This window comes from Roseovarius litoreus (genome assembly GCF_900142765.1).
In the GTDB taxonomy this organism is placed as follows: Bacteria; Pseudomonadota; Alphaproteobacteria; order Rhodobacterales; family Rhodobacteraceae; genus Roseovarius; species Roseovarius litoreus.
The window spans coordinates 60648-83920 of sequence record NZ_FRCB01000010.1; the positions used below are offsets into that span (position 1 = coordinate 60648).

Annotated in this window: 21 protein-coding genes; 13 read left to right on the forward strand and 8 right to left on the reverse strand. The window is 63.9% G+C overall.

Features of this window, described 5'->3' with window-relative positions; genetic code table 11:
• Positions 1–10: 10 nt before the first annotated feature.
• The gene (gene xrtD / locus F3H35_RS16330; RefSeq protein ID WP_149780613.1) at positions 11–1606 is read right to left on the reverse strand and encodes a VPLPA-CTERM-specific exosortase XrtD; all 1596 of its coding nucleotides are present in this window, start codon (positions 1604–1606) and stop codon (positions 11–13) included.
• 447 nt (positions 1607–2053) lie between these two features.
• A complete protein-coding gene (locus F3H35_RS16335; protein ID WP_149780614.1) occupies positions 2054–2728 on the reverse strand; it encodes a PEP-CTERM sorting domain-containing protein in 675 nt (224 codons plus the stop codon).
• A 518-nt stretch (positions 2729–3246) separates the two neighbouring features.
• On the opposite strand from F3H35_RS16335, the gene F3H35_RS16340 reads away from it, so the two are divergent.
• Positions 3247–5460, forward strand: a complete 2214-nt coding sequence (locus F3H35_RS16340; RefSeq protein ID WP_149780615.1) for an NADP-dependent isocitrate dehydrogenase — start codon at positions 3247–3249, stop codon at positions 5458–5460.
• Positions 5461–5599: 139 nt separating this feature from the next.
• Here the strand turns inward: F3H35_RS16340 and katG are convergent, their stop codons facing one another.
• Positions 5600–7771: a catalase/peroxidase HPI gene (gene katG, locus F3H35_RS16345; RefSeq protein WP_149780616.1), complete on the reverse strand. Its 2172-nt coding sequence runs from the start codon at positions 7769–7771 to the stop codon at positions 5600–5602.
• Between the two features lie 199 nt (positions 7772–7970).
• On the opposite strand from katG, the gene F3H35_RS16350 reads away from it, so the two are divergent.
• On the forward strand, positions 7971–8903 hold the full coding sequence (locus F3H35_RS16350) for a LysR substrate-binding domain-containing protein (RefSeq protein ID WP_149780617.1): 933 nt from the start codon (positions 7971–7973) through the stop codon (positions 8901–8903).
• 16 nt (positions 8904–8919) lie between these two features.
• Here the strand turns inward: F3H35_RS16350 and F3H35_RS16355 are convergent, their stop codons facing one another.
• Positions 8920–9960: a LacI family DNA-binding transcriptional regulator gene (locus F3H35_RS16355; protein WP_149780618.1), complete on the reverse strand. Its 1041-nt coding sequence runs from the start codon at positions 9958–9960 to the stop codon at positions 8920–8922.
• Positions 9961–10123: 163 nt separating this feature from the next.
• Between F3H35_RS16355 and F3H35_RS16360 the strand changes: the two genes are divergently transcribed.
• The 7 genes from F3H35_RS16360 to F3H35_RS16390 all read left to right on the forward strand — a co-directional run bounded on the left by F3H35_RS16360 (position 10124) and on the right by F3H35_RS16390 (position 16484).
• Complete coding sequence (locus F3H35_RS16360; protein ID WP_007811112.1) at positions 10124–10339, forward strand: hypothetical protein; 216 nt, start codon at positions 10124–10126, stop codon at positions 10337–10339.
• A complete protein-coding gene (locus tag F3H35_RS16365; RefSeq protein ID WP_149780619.1) occupies positions 10332–11480 on the forward strand; it encodes a TRAP transporter substrate-binding protein in 1149 nt (382 codons plus the stop codon). Before F3H35_RS16360 ends, F3H35_RS16365 begins: the two co-directional genes overlap by 8 nt.
• 98 nt (positions 11481–11578) lie before the next feature.
• Entirely contained in the window at positions 11579–12085 is a 507-nt protein-coding gene (locus F3H35_RS16370; protein ID WP_149780620.1) for a TRAP transporter small permease, read from the forward strand.
• Positions 12086–12098: 13 nt separating this feature from the next.
• Positions 12099–13424 (forward strand): TRAP transporter large permease, encoded by a 1326-nt coding sequence (locus F3H35_RS16375; protein ID WP_007811105.1) that lies wholly within the window; start codon positions 12099–12101, stop codon positions 13422–13424.
• Positions 13425–13436: 12 nt separating this feature from the next.
• Positions 13437–14744, forward strand: coding sequence for a histidinol dehydrogenase (hisD, locus tag F3H35_RS16380; protein ID WP_149780621.1), 1308 nt, complete (start codon positions 13437–13439; stop codon positions 14742–14744).
• Complete coding sequence (locus tag F3H35_RS16385) at positions 14737–15498, forward strand: SDR family NAD(P)-dependent oxidoreductase (RefSeq protein ID WP_149780622.1); 762 nt, start codon at positions 14737–14739, stop codon at positions 15496–15498. The genes hisD and F3H35_RS16385 overlap by 8 nt, the downstream gene beginning before the upstream one ends.
• Positions 15495–16484, forward strand: a complete 990-nt coding sequence (locus F3H35_RS16390) for a zinc-dependent alcohol dehydrogenase (RefSeq protein WP_149780623.1) — start codon at positions 15495–15497, stop codon at positions 16482–16484. Before F3H35_RS16385 ends, F3H35_RS16390 begins: the two co-directional genes overlap by 4 nt.
• Before the next feature lie 33 nt (positions 16485–16517).
• Here F3H35_RS16390 and F3H35_RS16395 read toward each other — a convergent pair whose 3' ends face one another.
• Together F3H35_RS16395 and F3H35_RS16400 are read right to left on the reverse strand one after the other, a co-directional pair.
• Positions 16518–17222, reverse strand: a complete 705-nt coding sequence (locus tag F3H35_RS16395; protein ID WP_149780624.1) for a winged helix-turn-helix domain-containing protein — start codon at positions 17220–17222, stop codon at positions 16518–16520.
• Between the two features lie 13 nt (positions 17223–17235).
• Positions 17236–17493, reverse strand: coding sequence for a hypothetical protein (locus tag F3H35_RS16400; protein ID WP_149780625.1), 258 nt, complete (start codon positions 17491–17493; stop codon positions 17236–17238).
• Positions 17494–17685: 192 nt separating this feature from the next.
• Here F3H35_RS16400 and F3H35_RS16405 point away from each other — a divergent pair, with 192 nt between their 5' ends.
• The 4 genes from F3H35_RS16405 (at position 17686) to F3H35_RS16420 (ending at position 20946) form a co-directional block, all read left to right on the forward strand.
• Entirely contained in the window at positions 17686–18108 is a 423-nt protein-coding gene (locus F3H35_RS16405; protein ID WP_149780626.1) for a hypothetical protein, read from the forward strand.
• A gap of 102 nt (positions 18109–18210) precedes the next feature.
• Positions 18211–18846, forward strand: a complete 636-nt coding sequence (locus F3H35_RS16410) for a ribonuclease HII (RefSeq protein WP_149780627.1) — start codon at positions 18211–18213, stop codon at positions 18844–18846.
• 90 nt (positions 18847–18936) lie between these two features.
• On the forward strand, positions 18937–20052 hold the full coding sequence (locus tag F3H35_RS16415) for a site-specific DNA-methyltransferase (protein ID WP_149780660.1): 1116 nt from the start codon (positions 18937–18939) through the stop codon (positions 20050–20052).
• A 252-nt stretch (positions 20053–20304) separates the two neighbouring features.
• Positions 20305–20946, forward strand: a complete 642-nt coding sequence (locus F3H35_RS16420; protein WP_149780628.1) for an NAD(P)-dependent oxidoreductase — start codon at positions 20305–20307, stop codon at positions 20944–20946.
• Here the strand turns inward: F3H35_RS16420 and F3H35_RS16425 are convergent, their stop codons facing one another.
• Together F3H35_RS16425 and F3H35_RS16430 are read right to left on the reverse strand one after the other, a co-directional pair.
• Positions 20947–22101, reverse strand: a complete 1155-nt coding sequence (locus F3H35_RS16425) for an alkane 1-monooxygenase (protein ID WP_149780629.1) — start codon at positions 22099–22101, stop codon at positions 20947–20949. It abuts the gene before it with no gap.
• Positions 22102–22150: 49 nt separating this feature from the next.
• Positions 22151–23209 (reverse strand): A/G-specific adenine glycosylase, encoded by a 1059-nt coding sequence (locus tag F3H35_RS16430; protein ID WP_149780661.1) that lies wholly within the window; start codon positions 23207–23209, stop codon positions 22151–22153.
• Positions 23210–23273 lie beyond the last annotated feature (64 nt).

A 23273-nucleotide genomic window follows, 5' to 3' on the forward strand; every position in this document is an offset into this window, starting at 1 on the left:
TATATCCCGCTCACCCTCCCGGCACGAACCGGGGCAGGGGCGTCAGAAGGGCGTTCATGCTGTCCACCAGACGCGCTTCGGCGACCGAGATGTCCTCTTTCGGGCCAATCGGGGTGATCAGGCGCACGATGGCGCTGTCGTCGCGGCCGTTCACAAGGCGCCCCAGCATCAGCTGCAGCTTGGCCTGATACATCGACGCGGTCCTGACGCCGCGCTGATCGTACCAGTAATAGACCAGCATCCGGTCCACGCCCTTCTGGATGATCGCGCGGTTCAGTGTGAACGTCTCGCCCGCAAGGCCTGATGCCTCGATCTGGTCCAGCTTGGCGATCTCCCAGCCCGCTCCCGGAAGGCAGACTTCGGGCGAATGCACGCCGCCGCCGGATTGATCCTTGTACCAGGCCATGAACACATCCACCGGTGCCGCGCTGGCGGCGTTCACCAGGGACACCGACAGGTAATCGTCGGCGGCCAGAATGCGTTCCACCTGCTGTTCCAGCGGCTGGTGCGGGCCTGCGCGCCACTCGCCGACTTGGGAGGGGAACAAAAGGAAAGGCTCGCGGTTGATCTGTGCCGCCTCACGTGTCGGAATGGCCTGCCAGCTGGCGGCAAGCCCCCCCACCAGAAGGGCCGAGAAGATCATCGCCACCGACGGCTGCACCAGCCCGATGCGCTTGGCCTGTGTGCCGAGGCCCTCGGTGTCCAGATCCAGTGCCTCGATCAGGCCAATCCGGTCACGGCGCAGCTTGACCAGCACCCAGGCAAAGGCAAAGAGGATCAGCACGCAGGAAATGAAGATCACCCAGCCTTCGAAGAAATGGGTAAAGCCGTCCACCCATTCCAGCCCGTAATTGTTCACGATATAACCCGCGATCGCGATCCGGACCGAGTTCATGAAAACCGTGATCGGTGCGGCCGAAATCAGCAGCAAGGTCTTGTGCCACATCGGCCCCTGATAGAGCACCGCGAAGATGTAGGAAAAGCTGAGGATCGGGAACAGATACCGCAGCCCTGAACAGGCCTCGGCCACCTGCAGCTTGAAGACGCCCAGATCGATGATGTTCCCTTCGAGGTACACTGGCACCCGCAGCATCTGCAGGAAATACACACCCAGCTCCGACGAAATCCCCTGCAGATAGGTCGACAACCCGTAATAGAGCGCCCCCGGCAGCGGCAGCATGAAGACCAGATGCACCACAGGCGGCCAGAAATGCTTGCCCGTGTTCCAGCCGAAACTGATCAGCAGCACCGCGCCCACCCACAGGATCAGCGCATAAGCCACGATGTCGCGGATCTCGATCATCTTGCCGGCAGCCCCCATCAGCACCGCCACGATCAAGAGCGCGACACCGGGCCAGCGGTCGGTCACCGGGCCGTCATTGACTGGCACGGTTTTCAATTGGCGCAGGAACAACAGCCCCGACAACACCGGGATCAACGGGCCGTGGCTGTATTCGGGCATCTTCCATGCCTTCAGCAGCTCGGCGATCCCTTCCCAGAAGAACAGCCCGGCGGCAACGGTGCCGACAATCAGCCAGAAGGTACCCCAATGGAAGAAATGTCCGAATATATCGGTGCGGCGAGAAACAGAGGGAATATCGGTCATGGGTCGAAAAAGGCCCTGTAATGCGAGGCGCGGAAATGCGCAAAAAAACCATGGATTAATCTGCCATAGTGTTACCGGATTCTTGACCGAAAACCAAATAAATCCCGTGGTTTGACGCGTCTGTGATGATCTTGGGGCGAACCCGTCCAGCTGCGGTATCGCCTGTCAGGGGCTCAGGGTGTCGGAAGGCCTATGATTTTCAACGCTTTATCAGGCGCTTGGCACATCCGCCGCGCAAGCGCGTCCACGCCCGCCGCCATTGTTCGGCCTAGGGAAACTCTTTGGTTCTTGACCTGTCTTGCCAACGTTCAGGGCCGGATGCCGATCCGCCGCAGGCTAGTGCCAGTCTCTGCCGGGGGGGGGCAAGCTGACCTCGTCGGGAACACCCCAGACTGCGAAGGGGCGCCCGACAAGGGCGCCCCAGCCAATCCGTTCATGGTTTTCGGGTCAGACCGTTTTCCGCTTCCGCCAGTTCATGAAGCCACCCAGACCCATCGCCGTCAGCAGCAGCGGCAAGCCTGCGGGAACCGGGATTTGACCGTTCACACTCTTGCCACCGGCCCAAACGCTTATGTTGCTCACGTCTCCGGGATTATTGGTCCACCATGCGGTATACCATTCGCCCGAGGTCGGAAGCGGGGAGCCATCGAAAAGATATGCGGCAAAGAAGCTGCCCTGCTTCAACATCACGGCCGAATAGCCATAGGCGTTCAACGCCGTGGTATCGATCAGCGACCATGTTCCCGGATCAGAGCCGGTTGTGGGTGTGGTGCCTTCTGTGCCGTTTAACCCGTCAACCTGGACCGGGTCGAAGTCTCTCTTTGCGATCAGGTTCCAATCGGTCTTGCCGAATAATCCTGTCGTAGATAGAGAATTATCGGAAAAATAACCGACAAAAGTAGCTGTTTCGAATGCGCTTGCGCCGATCTGCGAAGGATTGCCACTAACTGTTCCAAAGCAATCGCTGGAATTGCTTCCACCTCCGGTCACATCCACAACGTTGCAGGAAAGGTTGGATGTGTAAGTCGCAGTAACTGCTTCTGCGTGGGTGCTGAATGAGATCAATCCAGCCACGGCCATGATCGCAATCGGCATCGCGTTTTTGAAATTCAGGCTGAACATCGTTCACCCCCTTTTGAAATCGTTGTGCCAGATATGTCTGGCTCAGGCGGACAGGGCTGTGTTCTGGGAAATGGCAGAATGCCCAAGGCCACGTGCAATGTCGGGATAACAATGGGAATCTTTACTTTAAAAGGGACCGGGCAAAGCAAACTCGCCACGGACAGCATCCCTCGATTGCCGAACTTGCCACATTTTCGCCTTAGTTTGGAGTCCTTTGTGCCAAAGGCCAAAAACCTCTGCCCTGCGCCCGCTTGGGTAGAAATTCACGCCCCTAAGATGAATCTCTTAACCGGCATCAATCTCTATTCCTGCGACTCGGCGCGTATTGTCTCCATATTGGAAACGCACCGCCGTTCCGGCCCCTTCATCCTGATTCGCGGGCGTGCCCCCCTTGGCGCGCGCCTGCCAAGCCAATCGCGACCGGTCATGAAAATTCTTTTCGGTATACCCGCGTATACCGTTGCCGTTTCGCCCGTCTTGCCGTATGACGCGCGGGACAGAACAAAGGTGGCTGACCCATGCGAGACAACAACACTCCCGATATCATCTACACCAAGGTCGACGAAGCGCCCGAGCTGGCCTCGGCCTCGCTGCTTCCGATCATCCGGACCTTTGCGCAGGCCGCAGGCGTGTCCATCGGCACCAAGGACATATCGCTGGCCGGTCGCATCATCGCGGCCTTTCCCGATCATCTGACCGACGCGCAGCGCCAGCCCGACGATCTGGCCGAACTGGGCCAGCTGGTCAAAACTCCGGAAGCCAACGTGATCAAGCTGCCGAACATCTCGGCCTCGGTCCCGCAGCTTGTCGCGGCTGTCAAGGAACTGCAATCGCAAGGCTATGCGCTGCCCGACTACCCCGAAGCGCCGCAGACCGACGCCGAAAAAGACGCACGCGCGCGCTATGACGCGATCAAGGGCTCGGCAGTCAATCCGGTCCTTCGTGAAGGCAACTCGGATCGCCGCGCCGCCGTCGCCGTCAAGAAATTCGCTCAGGCCAATCCCCATTCGATGGGCACATGGTCCGCAGACAGCAAGACCCGCGTCGCCACCATGCAGGCGAACGACTTTTATTCCAACGAACGCTCCACCACCCTGACCGAGGCACAGGCCGGCCCCGCCCGCATCGTACTGACACAACAGGACGGCACCGAAATCGTGCTCAAGGACGGTGTCGAATATCACCCCGGCACCGTGGTCGATGCCACCTTCATGAGCGCCAAGGCCCTCGATGCCTTCCTCGCTGAACAGATCGAGGCGACCGCACGTGAAGGCACGCTTTTCTCGCTGCACATGAAGGCGACGATGATGAAGGTCTCGGACCCGATCATCTTCGGCCATGCGGTGCGTGAATTCCTCAAGCCGGTCTTCGAGACCTATGGCGACAAGCTCACGGCGCTTGGCGTGAACCCCAATTCCGGCATCGGCGACATGATGCAGCGCGTCAAGGACAGCCCCGAGATCGTTGCCGCCATCGAAAAGGTGATGGCCGACCGTCCGCCGATGTACATGGTCGACAGCGACCGTGGCATCACCAACCTGCACGTGCCCTCGGACGTCATCATCGACGCCTCGATGCCCGCTCTGATCCGGGCCGGCGGCAAGGGCTGGGGACCGGACAACAAGCAGCACGACACCAATTGCGTGATCCCCGACAGCTCCTACGCGCCCGTCTATGACGAGACGATCGAATATTTCAAACAGACCGGCGCTCTGGACCCAAGCACATCGGGTGCTGTGCAGAATATCGGCCTGATGGCTCAGAAGGCCGAAGAATACGGCAGCCACCCCACCACCTTCGAAATCCCCGCCGACGGCACCGTGCGCCTGATCGCCGCCAATGGCGACGTCCTGCACGAGCACAATGTCGAAGCGGGCGATATCTGGCGTGCGGCCTCGGCCCGCAAGGCGCCGATCGAGGACTGGGTCAAACTGGCCATCGAGCGCCAGAAGGCCGAAGGCTGCGAGGCGATCTTCTGGCTGGACGAAAACCGCGCCCATGACGCGCAGCTCATCGCCTATGTCAAACCGATCCTCGAGGCGCATGGCGTGGCCGACAAGTTCCAGATCCTCGCCCCGCGTGCCGCCACGCGCAAGACGCTGGAAACCATCCGCGAGGGCAAGGATTCCATCGCCATCACCGGCAACGTGCTGCGCGACTACCTGACCGATCTCTTCCCGATCCTCGAGCTGGGCACCTCGGCCAAGATGCTGTCGATCGTCAAGCTGATGCAGGGCGGCGGTCTCTTCGAGACGGGCGCTGGCGGCTCGGCGCCCAAGCACGTCCAGCAGCTGGTCGAGGAAAACCACCTGCGGTGGGACAGTCTCGGGGAATTCTGCGCCCTTGGCGAAAGCCTCAAGTTCCTCGCCGATGTGCGCAGCAACGAAAAGGCCCGCGTTCTGGGCAAGGCGGTCGAAGAGGCCACGCAGGGCGTGCTCGATCATGGCCGCTCGCCCTCGCGCAAGGTCGGCCAGCCCGATAACCGCGACAGCCATTACTGGTTCGCCCGCTACTGGGCCGAGGCTCTGGCCGCGCAAACCGAAGATGCCGACATCGCCGCGCATTTCGCGCCCATCGCATCGGCGCTGGCCGAAAACGAATCCGCGATCCTCGCAGAATTGCTGGCGGTTCAGGGCGCACCTGCCGATCTGGGCGGCTACTACCATACCGACGCCGACAAGACCGCAGCGGTGATGCGCCCCTCGGCGACGCTGAACGGGATCATCGGCTGATCGTCACCGCGATCCGTCACGAAAGCCAAAGGGCCGGCGCCGTCATGCGCCGGCCCTTTTGCATGGGGGACACCCTCGGGCACAAAGAAAAAGGGCGGCGCATCGCAGCGCCGCCCCCTTGATCATCCAAACGTGGCGATCATGCGATGTCGAACCGGTCCGCGTTCATCACCTTGGTCCAGGCCGCGACGAAGTCCTTGACGAACTTCTCCTTGTTGTCGTCCTGCGCATAGACCTCGGCATAGGCCCGCAGGATCGAGTTGGAGCCGAACACCAGATCGACCCGCGTCGCTGTCCACTTGACCTGATCGGTCTTGCGGTCGCGGATTTCATAGAGGTTCTCGCCAACCGGCTGCCAGCGATAGGACATGTCGGTCAGGTTCACGAAGAAATCCGTGCTCAGCGCGCCGGGCGTGTCGGTGAAGACGCCATGCGCCGTGCCACCGTGATTGGTGCCGATCACCCGCATCCCGCCGATCAGGGCGGTCATTTCGGGTGCGGTCAGCCCCAACAGCTGCGCGCGGTCCAGCATCATCTCTTCCGGCGTGACGATGTAATCCTTCTTCAGCCAGTTGCGGAACCCGTCCGCCAGCGGCTCCAGCACGTCGAAGGATGCGGCATCGGTCATCTCGTCGGTCGCGTCGCCACGGCCCGGCGTGAACGGCACCTCGATATCGACGCCCGCGGCCTTGGCCGCATGCTCGACACCGACATTGCCCGCCAGAACGATCACGTCAGCCACGCTCGCGCCGGTCTCGGCGGCGATGCCTTCCAGCACACCCAGCACACGTGCCAGACGCTCGGGCTCGTTGCCTTCCCAGTCTTTCTGCGGGGCAAGGCGGATGCGGGCGCCATTGGCACCGCCGCGCAGGTCCGAGCCGCGGAAGGTGCGCGCGCTGTCCCATGCGGTGGCAACCATATCCCCGATCGACAAACCGCTATCGGCGATCTTCGCCTTCACGGCAGCCACATCGTATCCGGTCGAACCGGCCGGGATCGGATCCTGCCAGATCAGATCCTCTTGCGGCGCGTCCGGCCCGATATAGCGCGTGCGCGGGCCCATGTCGCGATGGGTCAGCTTGAACCAGGCGCGGGCAAAGGCATCGGCGAAATACTCGGGATCGGCCATGAACTTCTGGCAGATCTCGTTATAGACCGGGTCCATCTTCATCGCCATGTCGGCATCGGTCATCATCGGCATGACACGCTTGGTCGGATCGGTCGTGTCGACCGGCATGTCCTCTTCCTTGATGTCGATCGGACGCCACTGCCACGCGCCTGCGGGCGACTTGGTCAGCTCCCACTCATAGCCGAACAGCAGATCGAAATAGCCCATGTCCCACTGGGTCGGATGCGTGGTCCACGCGCCCTCGATCCCCGAGGTGACGGCATTCGTCGCCTTGCCGCCCAGATTGGGGTTCATCCAGCCAAGGCCCTGGTTCTCGATGTCGGACGCTTCGGGCTCGGCGCCAAGCGTTGCCGCATCGCCATTGCCATGCGCCTTGCCCACGGTGTGACCGCCACAGGTCAGCGCGGCGGTTTCCACGTCGTCCATCGCCATCCGGGCAAACGTCTCGCGCACCTGGCCTGCGGTCTTGAGCGGATCGGGCTGGCCGTTGACGCCTTCGGGGTTCACATAGATCAGACCCATCTGCACGGCGGCCAGCGGGTTTTCCATCGTGTCGGGCTTTTCGACATCGCCATAGCGGCTGTCGGACGGCGCCAGCCATTCCTTCTCGGCGCCCCAATAGGTGTCCTTCTCGGGATGCCAGATATCCTCGCGTCCGAACGAGAAACCATAGGTCTTCAGGCCCATCGCCTCATAGGACACGGTGCCCGCCAGCAGGATCAGGTCCGCCCAGGACAGCTTGTTGCCGTATTTCTTCTTCAGCGGCCACAGGATGCGGCGTGCCTTGTCGAGGTTGCCGTTATCTGGCCACGAGTTCAGCGGCGCGAAACGGATATTGCCCGCAGCCCCGCCGCCCCGGCCATCGGCCAGACGGTAGGATCCTGCCGAGTGCCACGCCAGACGGATCATCAGACCGCCGTAATGGCCCCAGTCAGCCGGCCACCAGTCCTGGCTGTCGGTCAGCAGCGCCTTCATGTCTTCCTTCAGCGCGTCGAAATCCAGCTCCTTGACCGCCTCGCGATAATTCACCTCGGCCAGCGGATTGGTCTTGGTGTCATGCTGGTGCAGGATGTCGAGGTTCAGGGATTTGGGCCACCATTCCATGTTCGAGGTGCCGGTAGCGGTCAGGCCACCGTGCATGACCGGGCATTTGCCCGAGGTGTTCACGTCGTTTCCGTCCATATTCTCTCTCCATCTTGCTTGGCTTCGGTCAGGGACCGGGCTTGTGTCCCCGAGGAGTATGATTCGCCTTCGATCCCCTTGCACTGATGATGCGCAGCGATCCGGCAGACGATCTCCCCAAGGGCTATGAAGGTGCTTCTAGCAAATCGCGGCCATTGGTTTAAGTTGCATTTAGTGATTGTTACGATAATTTTATATTATGAAGAACCTGACCCTCAAACAGCTCCGCTATTTCGAGGCGCTCGCCCGGCATGGCCATTTCGGCCGCGCCGCCGAGGCCTGTGCCATCTCGCAACCCGCCCTGTCGGTGCAGATCCGCGATCTCGAGGAGTCGCTTGGCACCACGCTTTTCGAACGCGGTGCGCGGCAGGTGCGGCTGACCGCCTTCGGCGATCAGATCGCGCGGCATGTGCGCGGCATCCTTCGCTCGGTCGATGAACTGGGTGATCTGGCCCGCGCCTCTCGGGACGGTATGATCGGCCGTTTGCGCATCGGCGTCATCCCGACCATCGCACCCTATCTTCTGCCCACGATCCTGCGCGATCTCACCACCGCCCATGCCGGGCTCGATGTGCATGTCCGCGAAACCCTGACCCCCCGGCTTATCCGCGAGTTGTCCGAGGGCCGTATCGACTGCGCCATCGTCGCCTTGCCGGTGTCCGAGCCATCCTTCACCGAGGTGACGCTGTTCACCGAGACCATGATGCTGGTGCGCCCCGGATCGGACGCGGACAAGCCCGTGCCCTGCCGCGACGCCCTGCGTGAAATGCGCCTTCTTCTGCTCGAAGAGGGGCATTGCTTCCGCGATCAGGCGCTGTCTTTCTGCAGCCTGCAATCGGCGGTGCCCCGCGACGGTCTGGATGGCAGTTCCTTGTCCACCCTGGTGCAAATGGTCGGCGCGGGCATGGGCGTCACGCTGGTTCCGGAAATGGCGGTGCCTGTCGAAACCCGCTCCGCAGATGTGTCGGTGGCCGATCTGGGTGATCCGCGCCCCACCCGCACCGTCGGCATGATCTGGCGCAAGACCAGCCCCCTGGCCGGTCAGTTGATGGACATCGCCGAAATCGTCCGCCGTTCCGCCGACACCATGCGCCAGCGCCACGCCGCTGCCACCGCCACCGCGCCGGCCTGAGCCGCCCCGCCGCCGTTCAGGCGGGCGGCGGCCCAAGCGTGCCGCGCAGCCGTAGATCGGTCTGCAATTCCACGCTTTCAGCCACGGGGACGCCACTGCGCAGCGCCTCGATCAGCATTTGCGCCGCCTGCCGCCCCATGGCCCGATGCGGCACATGCACCGTGGTCAGCGGCGGCTCCACAAGCGTCGCGATCTCGATATCGTCGAAGCCGGTGATCGACACGTCTCCGGGCACATGCAGCCCCATCTCGCGCGCCATCTGCAAGGCGCCCACCGCCAGCACGTCATTGCCGCAGATAACCGCCGTGGGGCGCGGCACCCGCCGCATCAGCTTGGCAAAGGCCTGCCGCCCATGCTCGATCGAATAGCGCGTCTGGATCAGCGGCAGCGCCTCGGCATCCAGACCACGCGCCGCCATCGCCTCGCGCAGCCCCGCCACCCGCTCTCGGGCGCGGTCATTGCCGTTGATGTCCGCGCTGATCATCGCCAGATCCCGGTGCCCCGCCCGGATCACCTCTTCGGCCAGCATCCGCATCGCCTTGCGATTGTCGAAACCGATCGACGGGCGCGGATTGTCCGCATCATGCACCCAGGCCGCCAGAACCGGCACGCCCCGTCGCTCCAGAAACTGATACAGCGCCTCGCTGCGGTCATGCCCGATCAGCAACAGCGCATCCGCCCCCCGTGCCACCAGCGCGTGGATCTGCTCATCCTCCACCTGCGGCCTGTAGGCCGAGGACGCCACCAGAAGCGTCAGCCCATTGTCGCGCAACTCTTCCTGAAAGGCCTGCATCGCGCGGGCGAAAATCGCGTTTTCCATCGTCGGAATGATCGCACCCACGGTACCTGTGCGCCGCGCCGCCAGCGCCCGCGCGCCGAAATTCGGCGAATAGCCCAATTCCTGCACCGCCTTGAGAACGCGTTCGCGCGTCGCCTCCACCACCCTGTCAGGCGAATTCAGGCAGCGCGAGACCGTCGCGGTCGACACATTCGCCCGCTCGGCCACATCGGCCAGCGTCGGCAGGCCGGGTAGGGTATCGCTCTTGTCGTCGTTCATTCGTGTCCGTTGGTTCGGGCGCATCCCGTGTCGCGCGTCCGTCGCTGCATAGGGGCAACCGAGACTGAGTGATAGCACATTATGTAAGCGCTTGCATGCAATTTTGTAAGCGCTTACATTATTCTCGAATCATCGGTCCTGACCGGTGAGAGGGAGGTACTTCATGTTTTTGCTGCTGGCGGCCGTCTTCTTCGGCGTCTTCGCGACCAATGTGGCGATCGGCTCGGCCCGCGGCGTGGTTTTCCTGAACGATGTGGGGGAAATGCTCATGCTGTTCGCAGCAGTGGCATCCTTCGTTGTGGCCGTCCTGCGCAGCGAAGCCGCCCGCAACCGCAAAAGACACGCACAGGACATCCAAGGGAGGAACGACAATGAATAAAGAACAAAAGGAACTTGCCTCGCAAGAGCGCCGCAATTTCATGAAGCTCGCCGCCACCGGCAGCTTCACGGCGGCTCTCGTGGCAGGTGCAAGCGGTGTGCTGTGGTCATCCGCGGCCACGGCCCAGACCGCAAACGAAGAGCGCGAGCGTGAACAGGCCGCCGATCACGTCATGACGCTGGCCACCGAATATGTCATCGGCACAACGCGCAGCTATCCGATGATGCAGCTGGACTTCAAAGAGAACATCCAGAACGCCACCAACGGCAAGGTCTATGTGAAACTGGCCCCCGGCGGTCAGCTGGGCGTCGGCTCGGCCCTGGCCCAGAAGGTGCAGGGCGGCACGGTCAATGCCGGTCAGTTCTCGCTGTCCAACTTCGCCCCCTTCGCCCCGGCGGTCGACCTGATCAACATGCCCTATTTCTGCGGCGCCAATCAGCGCTTCGTGAACCTCGTGACGTCCGACATCTGGAACGCCGAGGTCAACGCCATGGTCGAGCAGCGTGGCTTCAAGCCGCTCTTCTACTTCTGCATCGACCCGCGCGTGATGGCCGTGCGCAAGGGCGGCGGCGGCCCGATCATGACACCGGGCGACCTTGCCGGCGTCAAGTTCCGCGTGCCCGGCTCGCAGATGCTCCAGCAGTTCTACCGCATGGCGGGTGCCAACCCCACGCCGGTCGCATGGGGCGAAACCCCCTCGGCGATCAAGCAGGGCGTGGCCGATGCTCTCGATCCTTCGGTGGGCGCGCTCTATGCCTTCGGCTTCAAGGACATCCTCAGCCACGTGACCTTCACGCAGGCCGTTCCCGACAGCCAGTGCTACGCCTGCAACCTCGAATGGTTCAACTCCCTGCCCGGCGACGTGCAGGACGGGCTGGCATGGGCGTCCGAGATGACCTTCCACCAGAACCTCGCCAAGGTGCCGTCCTCGCGCGCCTTCGCAATGGCCGAAATGGCCAAGTCCGGGGTCGAATTCCACTCGCTCAGCGCCGATCAGCTGACCGAATGGAAGGAAACCGCAGGCTTCCAGCGCTCCGAATGGGATCCCTTCAAGACCGAGCTGGCCGGCTCGATGGAGACCTTCGACAAGCTGGCCGAAGCCGCGGGCACACAAGGCAAGTACTACGTGCACGACGCCTGATCCCCATCGCCGCCGGGCGCGTTCTGCGCCCGGCGTTGCCATAACAGTCGATCAATGCACCGGGTCCGCGTCACGGCGTCCGGACGGGAAAGGACGACATGCTTCAGGCACTGGACAAAAACGCGGAACGATGGGCGCTGCTGGTGTTCTACGTGATGCTCGTGGTGACCATGGCGGTCGAGGTGCTGCGCCGCGAACTCTTCTCCTATTCCTCGATCTGGGGCGAAGAGATCGTGCGCTATTCCTTCATCTATCTCGCGTGGATTGGGGCTGCCGCCGCCGTAAAGGAACGCGGCCATATCCGCATCGACGTGATCATGCATTACCTGCCCCCGCGCGCCAAGGCGCTGCTCTATATCTTCGGGGACATGGTGATGGCCGCCGTTGCCGTGATCGCGGTCTACTGGTCCTGGGAAACCGTCATGGTCTCGGCCAAGTTCGGATCGGTCAGCCACGGTCTGCGCGTGTCGATGATCTGGTTCCTGCTGGCGGTGCCCATCGGGTTCAGCCTGATGCTGCTGCGCCTCGCCCAATCCTTCCTGCGCGATCTGCGCGCCCTTCGTGACGGCACGCCCGTTTACGAAGGCGACAAGCTGTTCGACTGAGGGGGCGCGTAACATGTGGCAGACCCTCAACACATCGGTCGAACTGGGCTGGGATTTCTACGTTCCGGTGATCCTTTTCGTCGTGCTCTGCGCGCTGGCCATCCCCGTCTGGGCGGCCATCGGCGCCTCGGCCATTGTCATGCTCCTGATGTCCGGCGCCTTGCCGCTCTCGCTGGTGGGCGAAAGCCTGTTCGACGGCATCGACGCCTTTGCCCTGACCGCCGTCCCGCTTTTCATCCTCACCGGCGACGTGCTGGTGCGCACCGGCCTGTCACGCAAGTTTCTGGATGTGGCCGAGGCGCTGACCTGCTTTGCCAAGGGCGGGTTCGGCTCGGCCACGGTGCTGGTCTGCGGGATGTTCTCGGCAATCTCCGGCTCGGATGCGGCAGGTGCTGCCGCCGTGGGCCGCATGACGATCGACCGGCTGGTGGAATCCGGCTATCCGCGCCCCTATGCCTGTGCGCTGGTGGCCGCGGGCGCCTGTACCGGCATCCTCATTCCGCCCTCCATCGCCTATATCATCATCGGCCTTGTTCTGGGCATTTCCGCCTCGACCCTCTTTCTGGCCGCCGTGATCCCCGGCATCGCGATCCTCGTGTCGATCCTCATCACCAATATCGTGGTCAACCGCATCTACAATTACGAAGGCGGTGGCGGCATCGGCTTCGGTGAATGGCTGCGCAATCTGGGCGGTGCGCTGGCGCGTGGCTGGTATGCCTTCATCGTGCCGGTCATCATCTTCGGCGGCATCTTCTCGGGCAAGTTCACCCCGACCGAGGCCGGCGCCACCGCCGTGATCGTCACGATCTTCCTGGGCTTCGTTCTGGGCACGCTTAAGCTGGCGGATTTCCCGGCGATGCTGGTCAGTTCCGCCAAGGTCAATGGCGTGATCCTTCCGATCATCGCCTTTTCGCTGCCGCTCGCTCAGGCACTGGCGATCCTCGGCGTGCCGCAGGGCTTCGTTCAGGGCGTGACCTCGATCACAGATGAACCGGCCATCCTGATCCTGCTGATGATCTTCATCCTGATCGCTGCCGGCTGCGTGATGGAGACGACGCCCAACATCGTGATCCTCGCCCCGATCCTCAAGCCGCTGGCCGACAATATCGGGATGAACGAGATCCAGTTCTGCGTGATGATGATCACCGCGCTTGGCGTGGGCTTCATCACCCCGCCGCTTGGTCTCAACCTGTTCGTTGTGTCCGGCCTCACCGGCGAATCCATCCTCAGGATCGCCGTGCGGGCCGTGCCGTTCGTGTTCTTCATGCTGATCGTGGTTCTGCTGATCGCCTATGTGCCCGCATTGTCCACGTCGCTCCTGCCTGACATCTACAAATAGGACTCACATTCAATGGCCCGAGAGTATCTCAAGAAAGCTGCCCTGACCGCGCAATCCGGCGCCTCCGACGTGCACCAGACGGTGCAGACCATCCTCGATGATATCGAAAAGGGCGGCGATCAGGCGGCACTCGACTACGCTGCCAAGTTCGATCAGTACGACGGCAACGTGGTCCTCACCCGCGACGAGATCGAAGCCGCCAAGGCGCTCGTGCCTGAAAAACTGCGGCAGGACATCCAGTTCGCCCATGCCAATGTCCGCGCCTTCGCCGAGGCCCAGAAGGAAACCCTCCGCGACATCGAGATCGAGGTGGTGCCCGGCCTGATCGCAGGACAGAAAAGCATCCCCGTCCACGGCGCCGGCTGCTACGTGCCGGGCGGGCGCTACAGCCACATCGCCTCCGCCATCATGACCGTGACCACCGCCAAGGTCGCGGGCTGCAAGCATATCGTCGCCTGCTCTCCGCCGCGCCCCGGTGTGGGCATCAACCCCGCCATCATCTATGCTGCCGATCTGTGCGGCGCCGACACGATCCTCGCCATGGGCGGCGTGCAGGGCGTTGCCGCGATGACCTTCGGTCTCTTCGGCCTGCCGCGCGCCAACATCCTCGTCGGCCCCGGCAACCAGTTCGTCGCCGAAGCCAAGCGCATCCTCTTCGGCCGTGTGGGCATCGACATGATCGCCGGACCCACCGACAGCCTGATCCTCGCCGATGCCACCGCCGACGCCGAAGTGGTCGCCACCGATCTCGTGGGGCAGGCCGAGCATGGCTACAACTCGCCCGTCTGGCTGGTCACCGATGATCGCGCGCTCGCCGAGCAGGTGATGGAGCTTGTTCCCCGCCTGATCGACGATCTGCCCGAGGTGAACCGCGACAACGCCGCCGCCGCATGGCGCGACTACGCCGAGGTGATCCTCTGCGCCGACCGCGAGGAAATGGCCGCCACCTCCGATGATTATGCCCCCGAACACCTCACCGTGCAGGCCGAAGATCTGGATTGGTGGCTGTCACGGCTCAGCTGCTATGGCTCTTTGTTCCTGGGCGAGGAAACCACCGTGGCCTTCGGCGACAAGGCGTCCGGCACCAACCACGTTCTGCCCACCTCGGGCGCTGCGCGCTATACCGGCGGGCTCAGCGTGCACAAATACATGAAGATCGTCACATGGCAGCGCGCCACCCGCGAAGGCTGCAAACCCGTGGCCGAAGCCACCGCGCGCATCTCGCGGCTCGAAGGCATGGAGGGCCACGCCCGCACCGCCGACATCCGGCTGCGCAAATACTTCCCCGGCCAGAACTTCGACCTCTCCGCAAATGGCTGACCTCTCTGCGCTGTTCGATCTGACCGGCAAGGTGGCCTGCGTCACCGGCGCCAGCTCCGGTCTTGGCCGTCACGCCGCCAGCCTGCTCGCCCGTGCCGGCGCGCAGGTGGTCGGCGTGGCGCGCCGCGCCGAGGCCCTGGCCGAGTGGCAGGCCGAAACCGGCCCGCGCGCCGCTTGCGTCGCGCATGACGTGGCCGACCGCGACAGCCTGCCCGATCTCGCCCGCGCCGTCGCAGCCCCCTTCGGCGCCCCCGATATCGTGGTCCATGCCGCCGGCATCAACACCCGCCAGCGGGCCGACGATGTCACCCCCGAAGGCTGGGACACCACCATCGCGCTCAACCTGTCGGCGCCGTTTTTCCTGTCACAGCAACTGGTCCCGGCGATGAAGGCCAAGGGCTGGGGCCGGATCGTCAATTTCGCCTCGCTCCAGACCTTCCGCGCCTTTCCCGGCGGCATCGCCTATGGCGCCAGCAAGGCTGGCGTGGCGCAACTGACCCGCGCCATGGCCGAAGCATGGTCGCCCCACGGCATCACCGCCAACGCCATCGGACCGGGCTTTTTCCCCACCGAACTCACCGCGCCGGTCTTTGCCGATCCCGAGCTTGCCGCGCGCAACGCGGCCACCACCTGCATCGGGCGCAATGGCACGATGGCCGACATGGACGGCCCGCTTCTGTTTCTCTGCGCCCCGGCCTCGGATTACGTGACCGGACAGGTGCTCATGGTCGATGGGGGGTTCACCGCGAAATGAAGGCCCTGATCTACACCGGACCCGAGGCGATGGCCTATCGCGACGCCCCCGATCCCACGCCGCGCGATGGCGAGGTGCTGATCCGCGTCGAAAGCGTCGGCATCTGCGGCTCGGACATGCACGCCTTTCTCGGCCATGACGAGCGGCGCCCCGCTCCCCTCATCCTCGGTCACGAGGCGGCGGGCGTGATCGAAACCGGCCCCCGCGCCGGGACCCGCGTCACCGTCAACCCGCTGGTCACCTGTGGCACATGCCCGGCCTGCCTTGCCGGGCGCGACAACCTGTGTCCCGACCGTCAGATCATCTCGATGCCGCCGCGCGAAGGCGCCTTCGCCCAGCATCTCGCCATGCCCGAAGGCAATCTCGTGGTGCTGCCCGATCATGTCACCACCGATCAGGCGGCACTGGCCGAACCCATCGCGTGCGGCTGGCATGCCGTGCGGCTTGGGCTGGCCTCGCTCGATACCGGCCACACACCCCGCGCTCTGGTAATCGGCGGCGGCGCCATCGGTCTGGGCGCCGCACTCAGCCTTACGGCGCAGGGGATCACGGATGTGACCGTGGTGGAACCCAACGTGGTGCGGCGGCGCTACCTGTCGCTCAATTGCGGTCAGCACGCTCTGGAGCCGGCCGCGCTTGAGGGGCAGCTCTTCGATATCGTGATCGATGGCGTCGGCTATGAAGCGACCCGCGCGCAGGCGTCGGCCTCTGCCCGCCCCGGTGGCATCATCCTGCATATCGGGCTGGGGCAGGCGACAGGCGGGCTGGATATCCGGCGCATGACCCTGCAGGAAATCACCTTCATCGGCACCTACACCTACACCGCCGAGGATTTCCGCCAGACGGCCCAAGCCATGTTCGATGGCCGCCTCGGTGCGCTCGACTGGGTCGAAACCCGTGGTCTCTCCGAAGGGCAGGGGGCGTTTTCGGATATCCGCAAGGGTGTGACCGACGCGCCCAAGATCATCCTTCGACCCGACAGCTAGACCTGCATCGCAGGGCGCCGGCACGCCCGGCGCTCACAACACCTGGATCACGTCCTTGTCGATGGCCAGCATATAGCCGCGCCGCGCGATGTTCTTGACCAGCAATTCGCTCACCATCTGGTTGCCAAGCGTGTCGCGCAGCCGCTTGATGCGCGTGGCCCCCGCCGCCTCGTCGCAATCCGCCGCCTGCCGCCCCGAGATCACCGCCTCGATCTCGGCCCCGGTCAGCACGTCGTCATCCATCCGCGCCTCGGCCAGCACCGCCAGCGTCTCCATCGCCGCATCGGTCAGCTTGAACCCCATGTTGTTCAGATAGACGGTGTTTTCCTCGCGGCTGATCAGCAACGAACTCACCTGAATGCCCGAGCGTTCGATCTGCGCCATGCGCCGGTTCATCGCCACCAGCATCACCAGAAACACCAGCGACGCCACCAGCAGCGCCGCGGCAAAGACCAGCAGCACGAACATCACCATGCGATAGGATTTCAGCGTCTCGGAAAACGCCGTGCCCGACAGCGCAAGGATTTCCAGCAGCTTGATATCCGCCTCGGCGGTCAGCGCGTCGTTCTCCACGAAAATCCGCTCGACCCGCGCGTTGAAGGCATTGGCATCCGGCAGGTTCAGGAACAGAAAAAGCGCCGCCAGTGACAGGATCGCCACGATGGCGATGATCCCGAACACCACGACCCGGTTGCCCGAACGTCGCGCTTCCGCGGCGGTGCCGTTGCTGGTCCTCACGCTGCGTCCCCTTTCACTCGTCCCTCACCGACATCACCTTCAACAATGTGATGCCCTGTCGCGCAAGCCGCTGTTGCAATTGTGCGCGGGCATTGGCCTGCGTGCACGGCCCCTCGATCCGCACCACCTCGTGAAACAGTTGCAGGGGGTTGTCCTTCTTGGCCTTGAACTCGACATAGCAGGCCGCCTGCGCGCCCGTGGCAAGGCTCGCAAGGATCAGGCCGGTGGCGGCGCCAAGAAGGCTCAAGGGGATGCGCTTTTGCGGTGTCATGGCGTCACGATGCGCCAAGCCCCCCGGCTATTCAATATCCAACGCGCCAAAGCCGCGCCGCGCAGGGCGGTTATCCGATAACAGGACGCTGTTATTGCCTGTGCGCGGCAGGTTGGCCCAGCTTTGGGTCATGAACGGATCGGCGCTGTTGCCGACCGCAAGACGCCTTCTGCATCCCGAAAGGAACCCAGCATGCTGCACCGTCATTTCATCGCCACCATCCTCGCCGCCTCTCTGGCGGTGACCAGCTTCACCGCCGCGCCCGCCCGCGCCGACAATGATGCCGCCAAGATCATCGCCGGTGTCGCGGCGCTGGCCATCATCGGTGCCGCCGTGGCCGATTCCCACAAGAACGACCGTGGCAAGGTGTATGGCTACGGCCACGCCAAGCCGCACCACAAGGGCTACAAACCCTATGTCGCGCAGAACCGCTACAATCATGCCGGGGTCATTCCCCATCGGAATGTCCATCAACAGCAGCGCCACGGCTATTACGGTCACGGCAAGCGGCACGGCGCCGGCAACCGCGTTGTCCTGCCCCAGGCCTGCCTGATCCGCGATGGCTATAACCGCGCCGTCTATAGCGCCCGCTGCCTCAAGCGCATGGGCTACTGAGGCAGACCCGACCCGAGCAGTCAAAAACAGAAGCAGTCGGAAGGGAAGGGCGCCCATGCCCTTCCCTTTTGCATTTTCCGCGGCGCGGTGGCATGGAAGGCCATGAGCACCCTTCCCGATTTCACCCTCGAAACCGCCGCCCATGCCGCAGGCCATCTGCGCGTCGCCGGCGTGGACGAGGTGGGCCGCGGACCCCTGGCCGGGCCGGTCACGGCGGCGGCGGTGGTGCTGGACATCTCGCGCATCCCCGAGGGTCTGAACGATTCCAAACGCCTGACCGCGAAACGCCGCGCCGTTCTGCATGACGCGATCCTCGCCATGGCCGAGGTCTCCATCGCCCATGCCTCGGTCGAGGAGATCGACAGCCTCAACATCCTGCGCGCCTCGCATCTGGCGATGGAACGGGCGATCGCGGGGCTGGCCACACCGCCCGACATGGCGCTGATCGACGGCAACCTGATCCCCCGTGGCCTGCAGATCCCGGCGCAGGCCGTGGTCAAGGGCGACGGCAAATCCCTGTCCATCGCGGCGGCCTCGATCGTGGCGAAAATCACCCGCGATCGGATCATGTGGGATTTGGCGCAACAGTTCCCCGGCTATGGCTGGGAGACGAACGCCGGATACCCGTCAAAAAGCCACATCGCGGCGCTTCAAAATATTGGGCTGACCCCTCACCATAGACGTTCGTTCAAACCCGTCCACAATATCTTGTATCAAGACAAAACTGTAAGTAACTGATTCAAAAAAGAATTTGACGGCGATTCGGCTTTGACTCATCTTGGTCCCAACGAACCAGAGCGCATAAGCGCCGGGGACCAGAGGCAGATGATGAAAACGAAGACCAAGTCGCAAGGCGCAGCCGCGCTTCCACTCAACACGATTCTCGACGGCGATTGCATCGAGGTGATGAACAGCCTTCCCGAAGGCTCCATCGACCTGATCTTTGCCGATCCCCCCTATAACCTGCAATTGCGTGGCGATCTTCACCGCCCCGACAACAGCGCCGTCGACGCGGTCGATGACGCCTGGGACCAGTTCGCCAGTTTCGAAGTCTATGACCGCTTCACCAATGACTGGCTCAAGGCCGCGCGCCGCCTGCTCAAGCCGAATGGCGCGATCTGGGTGATCGGGTCCTATCACAACATCTTCCGGGTGGGCGCCGCCCTGCAGAATGCCGGGTTCTGGATCCTCAATGACGTGGTCTGGCGCAAATCCAACCCGATGCCCAATTTCCGTGGCAAGCGGCTGACCAACGCGCATGAGACGATGATCTGGGCCAGCAAGCAGGAAGGCGCGAAATACACCTTCAATTACGAGGCGCTCAAATCGCTGAACGACGGCGTGCAGATGCGCTCGGACTGGGTGCTGCCGATCTGCACCGGTCATGAGCGGCTCAAGGACGAACACGGCGACAAGGCCCACCCCACCCAGAAACCCGAAAGCCTGCTGCACCGCGTGCTGGTCGGCTCGACCAATCCCGGCGATGTGGTGCTCGATCCGTTCTTCGGCACCGGCACCACGGGCGCTGTCGCCAAGATGCTGGGCCGCGACTATATCGGCATCGAACGCGAGGCCGCCTATCGCAAGGTGGCCGAAAAGCGGCTCGCCGGCATCCGCAAATTCGACCGCGCGGCGCTTGAGGTCTCGACCTCGAAACGTGCCGAACCGCGCGTGCCCTTCGGCCAGCTGGTCGAGCGCGGCATGCTGCGCCCGGGCGAGGAACTGCTGAGCATGAACGGGCGTCACAAGGCCAAGGTGCGCGCCGACGGCACGCTGATCGGCGACGACGTCAAGGGCTCGATCCATCAGGTCGGCGCCGCCCTCGAAGGCGCGCCAAGCTGCAACGGCTGGACTTACTGGTGCTTCAAGCGCGATGGCAAGACCGTGCCGATCGACATCCTGCGCCAGCAGATCCGCGCCGAAATGGCGGATCGCCCCAACTGATTTTTCCAACACCGCCGGTGCCTGTGGCCTGACATCACGGGCATCTACCTCGTGCCCCGCCCTTGTGGCGGGGCTTTTTTCGTGAGCGCCCGGATGGGCCGGCGTGGCGCGCGCTGTCAGCGCGGGGCGAGGGGCCAGCCCCTCGCGCTCCCCGGGATATTTGAGGCCAGAAGAAACCGACAGCCCCGCCACGGGACATCGCACCATCCTGCTCTATGTGGTCCATGGAAGCATCCTGCAGGAGGGCATCACATGGCGCATATTCTGGTGATCGGGGCAAGCCGTGGGATCGGGCTCGAGGTGGTTCGGCAGGGGCTCGAACGTGGCCACCGCATCCGTGCGATGGCGCGCGGGGCCGAGGCCATCGCCATCGACGATCCGGGCCTTGAGAAGAGGCCGGGCGACGCCACCGATGCGCGCGATCTCGAGCCTGCGCTCGACGGGGTCGATGCGGTGGTTCTGGCCCTTGGCGTGGCCAAGGATTTCCGCTTCGTGCTGGGGCCCGTGAGCCTGTTTTCCAGTGCTACCGAGGCGCTCTTGCCGCTGATGCAGGCGCACGGGCCGCGCCGTCTTGTGGCGGTGACGGGGTTTGGCGCAGGGCGCAGCCGCGCCGCCCTGAGCGCGCTGGAAAAGCTGCCCTTCAAGGCGATCATGGGGCGGGCCTATGACGACAAGTCCCGGCAGGAGGCGATGATCGAGGCGAGCGATCTGGACTGGACCATCGTGCGTCCGGGTATTCTGACCTCGAACCGCGGCACCGGGCGCTACCGCGTGCTGGTGTCGCCGGATAGCTGGCGCAACGGCATTATCCCGCGCGCCGATGTGGCGGATTTCATCCTGACCGCGATCGAGCAGGGCAGCCATCTGCACGCCGCACCGGTGCTGGTGCGCTGATCAGCGTGGCGCGGGGTTGAGCGCCTTGTTGTAGGGCGCCCAGTCGGTGATCTCGGGGTAATAGGTCTTGCGCCACTGGCGCACCCGTGGGTTCATCACCCGCCGCCAGATCGCCGGCACCATCGCGGCCATGGTCATGATCGGATAGCCATAGGGCAGTTGCGGCGCCTCGTCCTCGGCATAGGTCTGGAGCAGCGGAAAGCGGCGGTCGGGCTTGTAGTGATGGTCCGAATGGCGCTGCAGGTTGATGAGCAGCCAGTTCGACGCCTTCTGCGACGCGTTCCAGCTGTGATGCGGTTTCACATGCTCGTATTTGCCGCCTCCCAGATGCCGCCGCGTCAGCCCGTAATGCTCGATGTAGTTGACCAGTTCCAGCTGCCAGATCGCGACGAAGGCCTGCCAAAGGAACAGCCCCAGCCCGACCCATCCGCCAAGCAGCGCGGCCAGCGTCAGCATCACCCCCTGCAGCGCCCAGTAGCGCCAGAACGGGTTGCGCCGATCATGCCAGGGCAGCCCCTTGCGCGCCAGAAACGCCCGCTCGGCCCGGAAGGCCGACAGCAACGATTGCCGAAGAACCCGGGGAAAGAAGCGATAGAACCCCTCGTTGTAGCGCGCGGTCACCGGATCGCTTGGTGTGCCCACGTGAATGTGATGCACCCGCAGATGCTCGGACCTGAAATGGGAATAAAGCACCATGGACAGCAGCAGATCGCCCAGCAACCGTTCGCGGCGGTCCTTCTGATGCATGAGCTCATGGGAATAATTGATGCCGACCGTGCCGGAAATCACCCCCATGCCGAAGAACAGCAGCAGGGTTTCCACCACCGACAGATGCGCACCACCGGGCCCGGTCACATACCAGATCATCCAGAACAGCAGGCCGAATTGCAGCGGCGCCCAGATCAGGGTGATCGCCCGGTACCATGTGAGCTTGTGCTCTTCGGTGGCAGGATCGGCATTGTCGAGGTTGAGGCCCAGGACCGCATCGAGGATCGAAAAGAAATACCAGGTCACGAGCGGCAGCAAAAGCACCGTCCAGCCGCCATGCAGCGCGCCGATAACGGCCAGCGGCACCAGCACCAGCGACAGCCAGAACGGCAGGGCGCGCCGGATCTGTGCCACCTTGTCGGCTGGAAGGGTTCGCAACGTGGTCATGCATAGGCTCCCGTCATGGCATGAGATACTCGAACGGCACGGGGATCAATTAGTGTCTCAGACTTGACCGGGCAAGATCAAACACCTTGCGCATCACGGTGGGCAGATCCGAAGGGCGGAACGCGGTGGCAGGGGTGAAGGCGCCTCTCAGAGGGGCGGCGTCCTGCGGGACATGCGCCACCTTGATCGCCAGCCGCAGATGGAAATGCGTGAAGGTATGGCGCGCCTCTTCGCCGAGATCGGTCCAATCCGCCTCGATCGGTGGGGCGGGGATCGGCGCGCTTTCGGTCCAGTCGCTGCCGGGCCAGCCCAGCATCCCGCCCAGAAGCCCCTTGTCGGGGCGGGTTTCCAGCAGCCAGGCGCCATCGGCACGCCGCGCCACATAGGCGATGCCGAAGCGCAGGGGTTTGGGCTTTTTCGGGGTCTTGCGCGGCAACTCGGCCTGCACCCCGGCCTTGCGCGCCGCACAGGCCCCCCACCAGGGGCAGATCCCGCAGGCCGGCGCGCGCGGCGTGCAGATCGTGGCGCCCAGGTCCATCACCGCCTGCGCATGGCATCCCGGCCGGCGTTCGGGCGTCAGCGCAGCGGCGGCGCGGACCAGTTCGGGCTTGGCGGCGGGCAGCGGCGTGCGGATGTCATGCACCCGCGCCATCACCCGCTCCACATTGCCGTCCACCACCACCTCGGGCGCGTCAAAGGCGATGGCCGCGATCGCGGCCCCGGTATAGGGGCCGATCCCCGGCAGCGCCATCAGCGCCTCGCGTGTCTCGGGAAAGCGCCCGCCATGATCCTCGGCCACCACGCGCGCGCATTTCAGAAGGTTGCGCGCCCGCGCGTAATATCCAAGCCCCGCCCATTCGCCCATCACCTGCGCATCGGGCGCGGCCGCCAGCGCCTCGACAGTGGGCCAGAGCGCCGTGAACCGCTCGAAATAGGCGCGCACCGCCGCCACCGTCGTCTGTTGCAGCATCACCTCGGACAGCCACACCCGATAGGGATCGGGCCGCGCGCCCGCCAATCGCGCCGCCGGCGCCACGCGCCACGGAAGATCGCGCGCATGCGCGTCATACCACGCCAGAAGATCGGCGGGATCCGGCCCGTCACCCATCGCTGTCACGCATTCTTTATCTCCACCTTCGGCTTTCCGGCTGGCAAGAGCCGACACATGCCTT

Excerpts from the sequence above, each read along its gene's own strand:
- F3H35_RS16385 (WP_149780622.1), top strand. The coding sequence starts at position 14,737 with ATGGCTGACCTCTCTGCGCTGTTCGATCTGACCGGCAAGGTGGCCTGC.
- F3H35_RS16350 (WP_149780617.1), top strand. The coding sequence starts at position 7,971 with ATGAAGAACCTGACCCTCAAACAGCTCCGCTATTTCGAGGCGCTCGCC.
- F3H35_RS16420 (WP_149780628.1), top strand. The coding sequence starts at position 20,305 with ATGGCGCATATTCTGGTGATCGGGGCAAGCCGTGGGATCGGGCTCGAG.
- F3H35_RS16390 (WP_149780623.1), top strand. The coding sequence starts at position 15,495 with ATGAAGGCCCTGATCTACACCGGACCCGAGGCGATGGCCTATCGCGAC.
- F3H35_RS16425 (WP_149780629.1), bottom strand. The coding sequence starts at position 22,101 with ATGACCACGTTGCGAACCCTTCCAGCCGACAAGGTGGCACAGATCCGG.
- F3H35_RS16410 (WP_149780627.1), top strand. The coding sequence starts at position 18,211 with ATGAGCACCCTTCCCGATTTCACCCTCGAAACCGCCGCCCATGCCGCA.
- F3H35_RS16365 (WP_149780619.1), top strand. The coding sequence starts at position 10,332 with ATGAATAAAGAACAAAAGGAACTTGCCTCGCAAGAGCGCCGCAATTTC.
- katG (WP_149780616.1), bottom strand. The coding sequence starts at position 7,771 with ATGGACGGAAACGACGTGAACACCTCGGGCAAATGCCCGGTCATGCAC.
- F3H35_RS16415 (WP_149780660.1), top strand. The coding sequence starts at position 18,937 with ATGAAAACGAAGACCAAGTCGCAAGGCGCAGCCGCGCTTCCACTCAAC.
- F3H35_RS16370 (WP_149780620.1), top strand. The coding sequence starts at position 11,579 with ATGCTTCAGGCACTGGACAAAAACGCGGAACGATGGGCGCTGCTGGTG.
- F3H35_RS16360 (WP_007811112.1), top strand. The coding sequence starts at position 10,124 with ATGTTTTTGCTGCTGGCGGCCGTCTTCTTCGGCGTCTTCGCGACCAAT.
- F3H35_RS16405 (WP_149780626.1), top strand. The coding sequence starts at position 17,686 with ATGCTGCACCGTCATTTCATCGCCACCATCCTCGCCGCCTCTCTGGCG.
- hisD (WP_149780621.1), top strand. The coding sequence starts at position 13,437 with ATGGCCCGAGAGTATCTCAAGAAAGCTGCCCTGACCGCGCAATCCGGC.
- F3H35_RS16375 (WP_007811105.1), top strand. The coding sequence starts at position 12,099 with ATGTGGCAGACCCTCAACACATCGGTCGAACTGGGCTGGGATTTCTAC.
- F3H35_RS16355 (WP_149780618.1), bottom strand. The coding sequence starts at position 9,960 with ATGAACGACGACAAGAGCGATACCCTACCCGGCCTGCCGACGCTGGCC.
- F3H35_RS16340 (WP_149780615.1), top strand. The coding sequence starts at position 3,247 with ATGCGAGACAACAACACTCCCGATATCATCTACACCAAGGTCGACGAA.
- F3H35_RS16400 (WP_149780625.1), bottom strand. The coding sequence starts at position 17,493 with ATGACACCGCAAAAGCGCATCCCCTTGAGCCTTCTTGGCGCCGCCACC.
- F3H35_RS16430 (WP_149780661.1), bottom strand. The coding sequence starts at position 23,209 with ATGGGTGACGGGCCGGATCCCGCCGATCTTCTGGCGTGGTATGACGCG.
- F3H35_RS16335 (WP_149780614.1), bottom strand. The coding sequence starts at position 2,728 with ATGTTCAGCCTGAATTTCAAAAACGCGATGCCGATTGCGATCATGGCC.
- xrtD (WP_149780613.1), bottom strand. The coding sequence starts at position 1,606 with ATGACCGATATTCCCTCTGTTTCTCGCCGCACCGATATATTCGGACAT.